The 13051-nt window shown below is 63.9% G+C and carries 12 protein-coding genes; 4 read left to right on the forward strand and 8 right to left on the reverse strand.

What is annotated here, in order from left to right; all coding sequences use genetic code 11:
* Positions 1-47: 47 nt before the first annotated feature.
* Together G7048_RS10130 and G7048_RS10135 are read left to right on the forward strand one after the other, a co-directional pair.
* Complete coding sequence (locus G7048_RS10130) at positions 48-764, forward strand: response regulator transcription factor (RefSeq protein ID WP_166068015.1); 717 nt, start codon at positions 48-50, stop codon at positions 762-764.
* Between the two features lie 33 nt (positions 765-797).
* Entirely contained in the window at positions 798-2090 is a 1293-nt protein-coding gene (locus G7048_RS10135) for an ATP-binding protein (protein ID WP_166068017.1), read from the forward strand.
* A 586-nt stretch (positions 2091-2676) separates the two neighbouring features.
* Here the strand turns inward: G7048_RS10135 and G7048_RS10140 are convergent.
* A complete protein-coding gene (locus tag G7048_RS10140) occupies positions 2677-4020 on the reverse strand; it encodes a YbfB/YjiJ family MFS transporter (RefSeq protein WP_166068018.1) in 1344 nt (447 codons plus the stop codon).
* 97 nt (positions 4021-4117) lie between these two features.
* Between G7048_RS10140 and G7048_RS10145 the strand changes: the two genes are divergently transcribed.
* Positions 4118-5020 carry a LysR substrate-binding domain-containing protein gene (locus tag G7048_RS10145; protein WP_166068019.1) on the forward strand — a complete coding sequence of 301 codons (903 nt, stop codon included), beginning with the start codon at positions 4118-4120 and terminating at the stop codon, positions 5018-5020.
* Positions 5021-5040: 20 nt separating this feature from the next.
* Positions 5041-6105, forward strand: coding sequence for a nitronate monooxygenase family protein (locus G7048_RS10150; RefSeq protein ID WP_166068020.1), 1065 nt, complete (start codon positions 5041-5043; stop codon positions 6103-6105).
* A gap of 278 nt (positions 6106-6383) precedes the next feature.
* Here G7048_RS10150 and G7048_RS10155 read toward each other — a convergent pair whose 3' ends face one another.
* The 7 genes from G7048_RS10155 to G7048_RS10185 all read right to left on the reverse strand — a co-directional run bounded on the left by G7048_RS10155 (position 6384) and on the right by G7048_RS10185 (position 13047).
* Positions 6384-7142: a hypothetical protein gene (locus G7048_RS10155; RefSeq protein WP_166068021.1), complete on the reverse strand. Its 759-nt coding sequence runs from the start codon at positions 7140-7142 to the stop codon at positions 6384-6386.
* Between the two features lie 50 nt (positions 7143-7192).
* A complete protein-coding gene (locus tag G7048_RS10160) occupies positions 7193-8170 on the reverse strand; it encodes a glycosyltransferase family 32 protein (protein ID WP_166068022.1) in 978 nt (325 codons plus the stop codon).
* Positions 8167-9213: a glycosyltransferase family 2 protein gene (locus G7048_RS10165; protein WP_166068023.1), complete on the reverse strand. Its 1047-nt coding sequence runs from the start codon at positions 9211-9213 to the stop codon at positions 8167-8169. Before G7048_RS10165 ends, G7048_RS10160 begins: the two co-directional genes overlap by 4 nt.
* Positions 9210-10388, reverse strand: coding sequence for a glycosyltransferase family 4 protein (locus tag G7048_RS10170; RefSeq protein WP_166068024.1), 1179 nt, complete (start codon positions 10386-10388; stop codon positions 9210-9212). Before G7048_RS10170 ends, G7048_RS10165 begins: the two co-directional genes overlap by 4 nt.
* Positions 10389-10454: 66 nt before the next feature.
* Positions 10455-11750: an O-antigen ligase gene (locus tag G7048_RS10175; protein ID WP_240933233.1), complete on the reverse strand. Its 1296-nt coding sequence runs from the start codon at positions 11748-11750 to the stop codon at positions 10455-10457.
* A 146-nt stretch (positions 11751-11896) separates the two neighbouring features.
* Positions 11897-12103, reverse strand: coding sequence for a zinc-finger domain-containing protein (locus G7048_RS10180; protein ID WP_166068026.1), 207 nt, complete (start codon positions 12101-12103; stop codon positions 11897-11899).
* A 5-nt stretch (positions 12104-12108) separates the two neighbouring features.
* On the reverse strand, positions 12109-13047 hold the full coding sequence (locus G7048_RS10185) for a branched-chain amino acid transaminase (RefSeq protein ID WP_166068027.1): 939 nt from the start codon (positions 13045-13047) through the stop codon (positions 12109-12111).
* Between the last annotated feature and the right edge of the window lie 4 nt (positions 13048-13051).

The raw sequence follows: 13051 nt of genomic DNA on the forward strand, positions 1-13051 counted from the left end.
TGAACGAATGCCTGATCTCCCCTGAATCATCAAAGAACTCCAAAGCCATGCCCCACAACCTCCTGATGATCGAAGATGACACCCGACTTGCCCAGATGGTGAGCGAGTATCTGGGGCAATCCGGCCTGCATGTCACGCACTGCGGCGATGGCACCAGCGGCCTCGCGAAACTGGCCGGACCCGAAGCGACCGAGCTGCCCGATCTGGTGATCCTCGACCTGATGCTGCCCGACATGGACGGCCTCGAAATCTGCCGCCGCATCCGCTCGCTGCCCGCGCCCGCATCGCAGACACCGGTGCTCATGCTGACCGCCAAGGGCGACCCGATGGACCGCGTGATCGGCCTCGAAATCGGCGCCGACGACTACCTGCCCAAGCCCTTCGAGCCGCGCGAACTGCTCGCGCGCATCCGCGCCATCCTGCGCCGCCGCGAAACCGGCGCGCCCCCGGCCACGCAGACGCTGCGTTTCGGCTCCCTCGAAATCGACCGCGACGCGCGCACCGTCACCGTCAACGGCCAGCCCACCGACCTGACTTCCTACCAGTTCGACCTGCTCGTGACGATTGCCGAGCGCGCAGGCCGCGTGCTCACGCGCGACCAGATCATGGAAGCCGTGCGCGGCCGCGAGCTGGAAGCCTTCGACCGCTCCATCGACGTCCACATGGGCCGCATCCGCGCCGCCATCGAAGTCGATCCCAAGAACCCACGCCGCATCCTCACGGTGCGCGGCGTGGGCTACGTGTTCGCCAAACAGCAGGACTGAGCGAGCAAACCGAGCAAGCCAACGAGCAACGCCATGTCGCTGATCAGCCCGTTCTCCCGTCGCCTCTATCTGCGCATCTGGCTCGCGGTGGTCGGCGGCGTGGCCGTTTTTGCCTTTGCCATCGGCATCGCATGGCGCGTGGCGGCAGAGCACAACGCGCAGAACCTGCAGAACCAGCAACCACCGGCACGCGAAATCACGCTCACCGATGCCAACGGCAAACCGGTGATTGCCGGTCTGGCCATACGCGAACGCCGCGAGCCCGGAGAGCCATCGACCTACAACATCGAGACCGAATCCGGCGAGTCGTTCCAACTGCAACTCTCCGCCCGCATGCCCCGCCCCGACGGCCGTGATGGCCGCGAAGGCCGAGGCGATGGCCGCCCCGGTGGACGCGGCGATCAGCCTCACGACGTCGCCTTCTGGCTGCGCCCACCTTTCGGTTTCGTGTGGATTCTTGCCGCCGTCGGCATCGCCGTCACCATCGGCGTCTTCCCCATCATCCGCAAACTGCTGCAGCGCCTGGAAAATCTGCAGCGCAGCGTCAAGCGTTTTGGCGAAGGCGACTTGAAGGTCCGCGTGCGCACGCAAGGCCATGACGAAGTGGCCGACCTCGCGCGCCAATTCAACGCCGCCGCCTCGCGCATCGAAGCGCTGGTCGGCTCGCACAAATCCCTGCTCGCCAACGCCTCGCACGAATTGCGCTCGCCCCTGACCCGCATCCGCATGGGCATGGAGCTGATGCAGGACGGCGTGCCCTCACCCGCATCGCGCGCCGAAATCCTGCGCAACATCGCCGAACTCGACCAGCTCGTCGACGAAATCCTGCTCGCCAGCCGTCTCGACGCCGGAGCCACCAACATCGGCACGATGGAGCCGGTCGACCTGCTCGGCCTCTCCGCCGAGGAATGCGCCCGCGTCGATGCCGACCTGAACGCCCACACCGAAGGCCTGTCCGCCACCGATCTCGACGTGCAAGGCATCTCCAAACTCCTGCGCCGCGCAGTGCGCAACCTGCTCGAAAACGCCCGCCGCTACAGCCTGGGCGAAATCACACTGGACCTCTCCCGCGAAGGCAACCACGCCGTGATCCGCGTGAGCGACCACGGACCGGGGGTGCCGCCCGAGCAGCGGGAGCGGATTTTCGAGCCGTTCTACCGGTTGCCTGGGGCCAGTGAGCGCTCTGGCGGAGTCGGCCTCGGGTTGGCTTTGGTGCGCTCGATTGCGGAGAAGCATCAGGGGACGGTGCACTGCGAAGGGAGGCCGGATGGGCTTCCGGGGGCTAGCTTTGTTTTGAGGCTGCCTGTTGGTGCCATCGGCGACTGATTGGTCTTTGTCGCGTCGTTTGAGAGCGGGTGCCGGGTCTCGCCCCGGCGGGCGAGTAACTTTTCGCTGGCGCGCGAAAAGTCACCAAAAGCGCGCTTGGAATGCGGGGTCACGCGGCAGAACTCACTTCGCGCCGTAGGCGCTCCGTTCGGGCAACCGCCGCGAGTCAGAGTTTTCATAAGAGGAAGTTGCGGCACTTTGCTTCGCTCGTGCCCGTTCATCTCGCGACCTCGCGAGATGTGGAAGCGCGAGTTTTGTGACTTTCGTGCTTGGGGTACTGTGCTCGACTTGTCGCAATTTTCCGTTGATCGCATGGCTAGTATTGCCCCCTCTCTCGCTTGCGGGAGAGGGCTGGGGTGAGGGTGGAGTCGTGCACGAGCGAAGCGATGTGCCGTGACCTTACCCGCTCCCGATTCCGCCCTTCTGATCACGCCTGATTCCGGGATTTTGACCGGCGCACGGCAGTTGTTTGACCAGAGCGCCTTTGGCGCGCCGGGAGTTCTGCCGTGCGCCGGTCGAAATCCCGGAATCAGGTTGCCCGTAGCGCAAGCGTAGGGTCGTGAGCAGCGGGCTCAACTTTCTTTGGTTACTTTCTTTTTTGAAAAAAGAAAGTGACTCGCCCGCCGGGGCGAGACCCGGCAAGCCGAAGCGGCCAAACCACCACCGACACCAAATACATCCCCGCCCCCACCACCAGCGACGCTGCGGCCAACCCCAACCCACGCTCGAACCCCTTGCTGCCCTCGGCAGAGTGATGCAGCAACCAAGCCACCATCGGCGGCCCTGCGATCTGGCCGATGCCGTAGAGCACGCTGACCAGCGCCACAAAGCTGTCTGCCGACGTGGGCCAGAGTCGCCTGGCTTCCTGCAGACCAAAGAAAGTGATCACTGTGAACGGCAGGCCGAGCAGCACGCTGCCAAGCGCAAAGCCCAAGGTGGTCGGCAGCAGCAGGCCCAGCGCGATGCCCGATGCCTGCACTAAATACGCCGCGATGAGCAGCCAGCGCCGGTCCCAGTGCGGTTTTGCGCGCACGCTCAGCACAATGCCGACGACTGCGCCCAGGCCGGCAATCGGCCAGAAGAGGTCGGCCCAGATCGAATCGCCCGGCAGCACCGCGCGCGCGATCACGGGCAGGAATGTGGCGGAGACGATGTAGCCCAGCCCTGAAAGGCCATAGGCCACAGCATGCAGAACACGGGCGGGCACGGGTGCTGCGGGAGCGTGGGCGACGCTGGCAGTCGTGGCAGCATTGGCGCCCGTAACCGGCAAGGCAGCCCGACCGGCGATCACGGGCCAGATGGGGATGCACATCAGCAACGCGAGCACGGCGAACAGCAGCCAGCCGCTGGTCGCATGCCACTGCAGCTTGACCATGCCGCTGGCGAACAGGCCGGTCAGGAGAATGCCCATGCCCGGTCCGGCAAAGATCAGCGCGGCCAGTTCGGCCCGGCCCAGCGCGGCGAGCCGCACCATGCACCACGAGGCCACGCCGAGCAGCGTGATCGCGCTGCAAACGCCCGCGCCAAAACGCAATGCCGTCCACAGGCCGGGCGATGCCAGCGACAGCGGCAAGGCCATGGCGACTGTGAAGATCGCCGTGAATGCGATGCCCAGCTTGGCGAGCACCGCCGGATGCAGCACGGCATAGGCGCGCGGTGCGAGCCACGGCAGGGCCATGCCGAACAGCGCGCCTGCGAGGTAGCCCAGATAGTTGGCCGTCGCCAGCCAACTGCCTTGGGCGAGGGTCAGCGTGCCGTCGTGCAGCATCATCGGCAACAGCGGCGTGAAGGCAAAACGGCCGATGCCCATGGCGATGGCGAGCGACGCCATGCCCGCGAACGCGATGGCCCACGGCTGCACCGAACCGCTGGCGGTACTCTGGGCCGGGACGGAGGGGTCGACGACGGGTTCCAAGGGAATGGCCTTCATGTTGAATCCGATTTAAATCTCAATTTGAGATTGAATGTTATAAAATCATCTCACAAAAAGATTTTTCTTGCCATCACCTCACCTTCACTCGTCGCCCATGGACTTGCTTGCACTCGAGATCTTCCTCGCCGTGGCAGAGGAGCACAGCGTCACCCGCGCCGCCGAGCGGCTGGGGCGCGTGCAGTCCAACGTGACCACGCGCATCCAGCAGTTGGAGGAGCAACTCGGCACGCCGCTGTTCCTGCGCGAAGGACGGCGCATGCTGCTCACGCCTGCGGGCGAAACGCTGATTGGCTATGCGCAAAAGCTGCTTGCTTTGGCCGAGGAGGCACGCCAGGCCGTCTCGCCCGATCAACCCACCGGGCGCTTGCGGCTGGGCGCGATGGAGAGCACCTCGCTCGTGCGCCTGCCGCAGCCACTCGCGCAACTGCATGCCGCATGGCCCGAGCTGCGGCTGGAGCTGCACACCTCGCCCTCGCGTCAGTTGATCGAACAACTGCTGGCCCATGAAATCGACGCCGCACTCGTCGCCTGGCCGCCGCCGGACCTCGACCCCGACGAATTGTCGCTGGATCGCACGCCGGTCTATGACGAAGCGCTGCTGCTTGCCTTACCTGCCACGCATCCGCCCGTGCGCTCGCCCGCCGACCTGCAACTGCACACCATCGCCGCCTTCACGCGCGGCTGCACCTATCGCCAGATCGGCGAAGACTGGATGCGCAGCGGTGGCAAAGGACATGGAAATGCGCGCCAGCAGCCCAAGGTGATGGAACTGGCCTCGTACCCCGCCATCCTCGCCTGCGTGGCCGCAGGCAGTTGCGCGGGCGTGGTGCCACAGGCGCTGCTCGAACAACTGCGCACGCCGCCTGCGCTGCAATGGGTGCCGCTCTCGCATTGCACGACCATGCTCGTCACCCGGCAGGGTTACAACACCCCCGCGTTCACCGCGCTCAGAGACCTGTTGCTCGCGAGCGCGAACGTCGCCACCACGAATTCATGATTTCAAGGAGCACGCACGCCATGACCGCATCCCGCACTTCCTCTTCTTTGCTCAAGCACCTGAACATCGAACACCCCATCTTCCAGGGCCCGATGACCGGCTCGGACACCCCCGCACTCGCCGCAGCGGTCTCCAAGGCCGGCGCACTCGGCATGCTCGGCTGCGGCATGCGCTCCCCCGCCGCCATGGCCGAAGCCGCCAACGCCGTGCGCGCAGCGACAGACAAGCCCTTCGGCATGAACCTCTTCGTGCTCAAGACCCCCACGCCCGATGCCGCCGTCGTGCAAAAAGCCATCGATCGCCTCGCGCCGCTGTACGCCGAATTCGGCCTCACCCCCAGCGTGCCCGCGCAATGGTGCGAAGACTTCGACGCCCAATTCGACGCCCTGCTCGCACAGAAGCCGTCTGTAGCGAGCTTCACCTTCGGCATCCTCACCTCCGAACAGGTCGAGCGCCTGCACGCCGCAGGCAGCTACGTGATCGGCACCGCTACCACCGTCGCCGAAGCCAAAGCCTGGCAGGCCGTGGGCGCCGATGCAGTCGTCGCCTCCGGCATGGAAGCAGGCGGCCATCGCGGCACGTTTCTGGGCGACTTCCAGGCCAGCATGATCGGCACCCTGCCCCTCGTCGCGGAATGCGCCGAGACACTGACCATCCCCGTGATCGCCGCAGGCGGCATCATGACCGGCAAATCCATCGCCGCCGCACTGGCACTGGGCGCACAGGCCGTGCAGATGGGCACAGCCTTCCTCGTCTGCCCCGAATCCGCCATCGGCCCCGCCTACCGCGAAGCCATGGCAAACGCCAGCGCAACAGATACCCGCTGCACCCGCATCTTCTCAGGCCGCTACGCGCGCGGCATCGTCAACACGATGATGGAAAAACTCGCCGCATTCGAGCACGACATCCCCGAATACCCCGTGCAAAACGCCCTCACAGGCGCACTGCGCAAAGCTGCAGCAGCAGCGGGACGTGCAGACTACCTCTCCCTCTGGGCAGGCCAAGGCGTAGCATCCGCCCGCGTGATGCCAGCAGAACAACTGGTTCAGAAACTGGTGGAAGAGTTGGCAGCAACAACGCACTGATCCAACCACACAGCATCTCGCGAATTCGCGAGATGCCCCGGCACGAGCAACGCGAAGTGCCGTGACATCCTCTTCCAAACTGACTTGCGGCAAGCTGTCTGAACGGAGCGCCTACGGCGCGAAGTGAGTTTTGCCGCAGGTATTCAAGCGCGCTTTTGGTGACTTTTCGCGCGCCAGCGAAAAGTTACTCGCCCGCCGGGGCGAGACCCGGCACCCGCCCTCAACACCCCAGCCAAGGCTCAATCAAAAAAAGTGGCCGTCGGACACAACACGACACCCTAGTCCCACCAACGCGTCTTCTCCCGCGTATGCCGCCCCTTGAACCGCAAATAAACATTCTCATTCCCAACCCGCTGCAGCCGCTCGAAAATCTCCATCACGACAACACCCAGCGGATGCAACCCACACACATCCTCCAACCGATACCGCATATTGCGCAAGGTATCGTCCGTCCCCGGAATGAAGCCCGACACGCCATCGAACAGCCCCACCCGATGCGTCCACAGTTCATCCAGTGAAGCCTGCTGATCGGGCGTCTCGCCATTCACACCGAGAATGAACCGCTCGGTCTCCCCCAACTTCACCGTGTTCGCCAGCAGCGGGCCGTTCATCGCCACGGCGCGCAGGACCGGATCGGTATCCAGATCGACAAAGGTGTCGCAAGCCGAGATCAGCCATCGCATGTCCAGATGCGCCACGAGAAAGTCGCGCTCGGCCATCCACATGCGCTTGAAGCGTTCGTAGTTCGCGGGCACATCGGCTTCGCGGCGGATCAGCACGATCAGCATGGCGTGCTGATACAGCAACTCCGACTGCCCGATGAATTCGCGCCGCACCTTGGCCAGATGCTCGTCCAGATTCACCGACGCGCCATGCGCATGTTTCGCCTCTTCGTCGCCCTGCACGATGATGCGCTCGCGCAATTGCGAGTAGTCCTGGGCGTCGAGCTGCTGCGTGTGCGCATCCGCTCCGAAGCGCCGACGGTGCCGGGTGAAGGAGAACCACTTTTCAAAAGCCGATTTGCGACGATGGATCATGATTGAAACGAGTGGGTGGAGTAGCGGGGAGTGGTGCGTCTCGCCAGCCATCAAAGGCCGAGATAGCGCCCGAGGATGCTGTCGGGCCGCACCAGTCGGCGCTGCGCATACAGATCCAGCCGTTTGCGGTCGGGCTTGCGCAACTTGACCATGGGCGACATGGTCTTGGCGGCCGGGCGCATCATGAGCTGCACCTTGAGCATGCCACGGCTCCAGCCCGAAGCCACATGGTAGAAAAACGGCCCGTCTTCCGCACGCGCCAGCGCCAGACGATACCCGCCGCGCTTGCGCATCACATACTGGATCGCGAGGTGCATGGTCAGATACTCGGGCGAAAAAATGCGCTGGCGCAGTTGATCGTAGATGCCTTCTTCGCGCAGCCGTTCGAGGTATTGCGCGTTGCTGCCCGTGACCACGCGCGTGGTGAATTCATGCTGCAGATCGATGATGAACGGGCTCGCGGGCGGTGCGGCCATGAACCAGTTTTCGATCACCGGAAACGCGGCATCGCTCGTGAACTGTTCGAGATAAAAGCCCACGTAGTCGCTCTGCGTGCGCGCCTGCGTGTCGATCACCCAATCCAGCGAGGTGGTGAGAATCGTGCTCGCATCGAGCCAGATGCCGCCATGGCGCTTGAGCAGTTCGGCGCGCACCCAATCAGCACGCTTGGGCGCGCTCGCCTCTTGCAGCCCGGCAGGAATGCCGCCCAGATAGTTCAGAACGCTTTGCTCGTCGAGGATGCGAATCTCGAACTGCGGGCACATGCGGCGCCAGTTGTCGAAGCAACGTTTGATCAGATCGGGCTGCGTCGGCCCGGTCCAGAACGCCCAGATGATGCGCGGGATGGCGCGTGTGTTGGGCTTGGGCGGCGCTTCCGTCACCGCCGGAATTTCGACCAGCCGGAACGGATGCTCGACATAGTCGAGCACGGGCTTGTTGCGCAGCCGCTCCCAGCCGTAGATCAGGCGCGCGAGCAGCAGCTCGCCCTTGTCACGCAATGGAATGCTTTGTTGTGCCTGTGCGCTCATGCGGCTTCGCTCGCTTTCAACCAGCGCTTGAGTTTGGACCGGCGCAACCACCAGCCACGCGCGCCGTAAGCCTTGCACAAGGCTTCGGGTATGAGCGGTGATGAGGCCAGAAAGTTGGCACGTATGCGTTGGATGGCCGAACGCTTTTGGGGATTGGCATCGTCCAGCGAATCGACAAAACGCATCGCACCAATGAAGTTGCGCGCGTTCTGGTGCGCCAGCGCCAATTGCACACGCGTATCGCCAGCGCAATTGCTGGCCTGCAGCGCACGATGGAATGCCTGCAGCGCCATCGACTGGTCCACCGCCTTGTTCAGATTGGGATTGGCCAGCACGCTGGTGCTGCGCTGGCGGTAGGCGATCCACGGCTGATCGGCGTAATAAAAGCTCGCGGCGCGCAGCATCATCAGCGGCACGCAGGTCATGTCCTCATAACACTGTGCCACGGGAAAACGCAGATCATCCGCCCACAGCGAACGTCTGGAAATCTTGGACCAGACATGCAGTTCGCCCGGCATCAGCACATCGGCCAATGCGCCGCAGCGATCGGTGATCAGCTTGCGCGCAGGGCCCGCAAAGGTGCGGCGATGCATCTCGCCGCGCAGGCGATGCTTGAGTTTGGTCTTCTCGCGCCAAACGGCGAAATCGCACAGCACCACATCAGGTGCATTGGTCTTCACGATACGGTGCAACGCGGCCATGCTGCCGGGCAGTATCTTGTCGTCGGAATCGAGAAACCACAGATACTCGCCGCGCGCCACATCCATCATCGAATTGCGCGTGGCAGACAGGCCCTGGTTGCGTTCGTGCTGCATGAAGGTGAGCTTGCCAGGCCAGCGCGTGACCAGCTTTTCCATGAGCGCGCCCGTGCCGTCGGTGGAGCAGTCGTTGAGCATCAGCACTTCCACGCCGCCCAGCGGCTCGGCCTGCTCCATCACGGAGACGATGCACTCCTCAAGATAGGGCTCTACGTTGTAGGCGGGCACCAGCACGCTGAGCCACGGCGCGGTCTTCTCGGATGGTTGCTGCTGCGTCGTCGTCATATCTGCGAAAAACCTTCCTTGCTGCGACCGGCCATGATCTGCGTGAACAGCGCCTCGTAGCGCGAGATCATGCGCGAAAGCGTGTATTGCGTGTTCGCGTCTTCACGGCCTTGCAGCGCCAGACGCTCGCCCACTTCGGGCTGCGCGAGCACCAACTGCAGCGCATCGGCCAGCGACTGCGCGTTCTCGTGTTCGACCAGTAGGCCGTTGCGCTGATCGTCGATCACCTCCTGCACGCCCGGCGCACGCGTGCCGATGGCCGTGCAGCCCGCCGCCATGCCTTCGATGAGCGACAGCGGCATGCCCTCGTAATGCGTGGAAAGCAGGCAGATCTGGTGGGCCATGAGCAACCCCGGCACGTTCTTGTGATGGCCGAGAAATTCCACTTGATCATCGAGTCCGAGTTCCGCGCTGAGCTTGCGCGCAGCCTTCTGCGCACTCGCCTTGCCGCCACCCGCCAGTTGGACCGGCGGCTTGAGCCCACGCTCGCGCAGCAGCGCAATCGCCTTGAGCAGCGTGCCGTGGTCCTTCTGGCGCGCAAATCGCGCGGCCATCACGATGCCCGGAATGCGCTCGCGCCATGGATGCTCGGCTGCCATCGCAAACGGTTCGGTGCGAATGCCGTTGGAGATCGCGAGTGTCTTTTCGGGCGGCGTACCTTTGCCCAGCAGCACCTGCGCAACGCCTTTGGAGCAGCCCACGATGGCATCGGTGCGCTGCGAGAGCCACAGCATCTGCTTGGTGCGCGACCAGGTGTAGCGCTCGCGCGAGTTGTGCTCCACATGCACGAGATGCGGCACCTTGGCGAGCAGGCCCGCATAGCGGCCCCAGAGATGTTCGCTGAAGCCATGCGCGACCAGAATGTCGGGCTGAAAGCGCTCGCAGACCTTCACCAGTTGCCGGACGGTGGCGAGATGTGCCCAGCCCGGGACCAGCTCCACCGAAACGCCCTCTTTGAGGAGCGCATCGACGCGGGACATGTCGGTATGGGGTTTGCGACGCAGCACCAGCAAGGGCTCGAACTGCTGGCCCGCAAGATGGCCGCGCACGAGATCCACCGCCACTTGGGTGGCACCGGAGAACCCACCGGTGACGAAATGCAGCACCCGTGGCCGCCTGCTGGATGCGCGGTCCGAGAGCTCAGACGGGGAACGGGCATCCGTGAACTTTGACATGGCAGCGAGTGTAAGGGAAGGCCCGCGCGCAAGGCCTTTGCCCATCAGTGCCAGCAGTGCCCGCCTTCAGGCTTTGGCAGCCGGAGCGCCGCGCGCCGTGCGCTCCAGACCGATCAGCATGGACCACAGCAGGATCAGGCTGAACAGATAGAACATGATGCCGCTGTTGTGCGCAAAGAAGACCTGCGTGAGACCGAAGCCGACGAACAGCACCGGCACGCAGACGCCGCACATGCGCACGGCCAGCACCATGCGCCGAAGCGGTGGATTGCCCCCCGCATCCAGCAGCCGCATGCGCTCGCGCGTGGGCCAGAACATCCAGATCGGCAGCAGATAGAACCACAGCAGCACGGCCACGCCGACCAAGCCAGTCTTCACGAACACGTCGAGCACCTCGTTGTGCACGAACTTGTATTCGACGATGGCTGGCTGGTACTTGCCTTCGGCCACGCGCTTTTGCTTTTCCGACAAATAGCCCGCCACGCCCCAGCCGAGCAGCGGCTTTTCGCGGCCCGCATCCCAGGCAAAGCGCCAGTGCTCCAGACGCTGCCCCACCGACGTGCTCGCGTCGCGCTTGGTGTCGTAGACCTTGATTTCCGAGGTCATCTCGTCCCAGCGCGCGGTCAGCATGTCGCGGTTGACGACCGACATCAGCCCGGCCGCGATCATCAGCCCCACCACCACGCGCCAGAACAGGCGCGCGCGGTAGCGATACAGCAGCGCAAGTCCAAACGGCATGACCACCAGCACCGCCAGCCACCCGCCGCGCGAGGCGGACAGCACCGAGGCATCCAACCCGGCCACGATGGCGATCACTGCCAGCAGCTTTTCACCCCAGTGCAATTGCTTGTGGATGGCCGCCAGAAACACGGCCAGCAGCACGGCGAGCAGCAGCGCCAGATTGCCGTACTGGATTGCATTCGTACGCCCGGTCGCGCGCCATTCGCCGAGACCGTGAACCTGCCAGATGGCGATCGCGCCCGCGCCGATGCAGCCGACGATCAGCCCCCAGACAAAGGCTCTGGGCTTGGGCGGAAACACCGTGGCATACAGCAGGCACGGAATCGCGAGAATGAATTTGGAAGGCCGGTCCCACTGCCCCATGCGCTCGGCCGGATCGGCCATCGCCACCCACATGAGCGCCATGGCAAACATGCAGACCGCAAACCACCAGGTGAGCGAGCGCTGCGGCTCGAGCACCCAGCGCTTGAGCGTGAACAGTGCGCCAACGAGCAGCAGCACCGCACCATACGAATAACCGGACGCAAGCCAGAGCGCCAAGCCGGGAACGGCAAAGGCGGCTGCCGAATTCAACTGAACCGGCCAAGAGGGCGCGGCCAGTTTTCCTTGTGCAAATTTCAAGATGAAGGACTCGTGTTGAACCGCAGTGAATGCAGAACGCAGTTTGTCCCACATGCGGGGCCTGCTGCCATGCGTGCAAACGAGAGTTCACAGCTATTACAGCGGGCAAGCCCCGGCAGAACGATCAATCCGCGAACGACGCGAGATCAGTGACCAGCGCTGACCACTTCGCCTGCCTTGAGGCGATACACGGTGCCGCAGTACGGGCACTTGCCTTCGCCGTGATGGGCGACGTCCAGATACACCTTGGGGTGCGAGTTCCAAAGCTTCATGTCCGCCTTGGGATTGGGGCAGTACACACCGCCTTGCGCGTTCAGGTCCTTGGCCAGGAGTTCAACGATTGCTTGGGTCATGTCGATTACACCTTGGTCAGCCAGTGAGCGTACTTGGGATTGCGGCCGTTGACGATGTCAAAGAACGCGGTCTGGATCTTCTCGGTGAGCGGGCCGCGGCTGCCGGAGCCGATTTCCACGCGGTCGAGTTCGCGGATCGGGGTGATTTCCGCAGCGGTGCCGCTGAAGAAAGCCTCGTCGGCGATGTAGACCTCGTCACGCGTGATGCGCTTTTGGACCACTTCGATGCCCAGATCCTTGCAGATCGCGAACACGGTGTTGCGGGTGATGCCGTTCAGGGCGCCAGCCGACAGGTCGGGCGTGTAGACCACGCCGCCCTTGATGATGAAGACGTTCTCGCCCGAGCCTTCGGACACGAAACCGGAGCTGTCCAGCAGCAGGGCTTCGTCGTAGCCGTCGTCGGTCGCTTCCATGTTGGCGAGGATCGAGTTCGTGTAGTTGCTCGACGCCTTGGCCTGCGTCATCGTGATGTTCACGTGGTGACGGGTGTAGCTCGACGTCTTCACGCGGATGCCGCGCTTCATGCCGTCTTCGCCGAGGTAGGCACCCCAGGCCCAGGCCGCCACGATCATGTGGATCTTGTTGCCCTTGGGCGAAACGCCCAGCTTCTCGGAGCCGATCCAGGTCAGCGGACGCAGATAGCAGGACTCCAGCTTGTTCTCGCGCACCACGGCACGTTGGGCCTCGTTCACCTCATCCTTGCTGAATGGCAGTGCCATACGCAGGATTTTTGCGCTGTTGAACAGGCGATCGGTGTGATCCTGCAGACGGAAGATGGCCGTGCCCGAATCCGTCTTGTACGCACGCACGCCTTCAAAAGCGCCGCAACCATAGTGCAGCGAGTGCGTCAGCACGTGGATCTTGGCGTCGCGCCAGTCCAGCATCTGGCCGTCCATCCAGATCTTGCCGTCACGGTCGGCCATCGAGGGAACTACGGGGCTCATGGGA

It is taken from the genome of Diaphorobacter sp. HDW4B (assembly GCF_011305535.1).
In the GTDB taxonomy this organism is placed as follows: domain Bacteria; phylum Pseudomonadota; class Gammaproteobacteria; order Burkholderiales; family Burkholderiaceae_C; genus Diaphorobacter_A.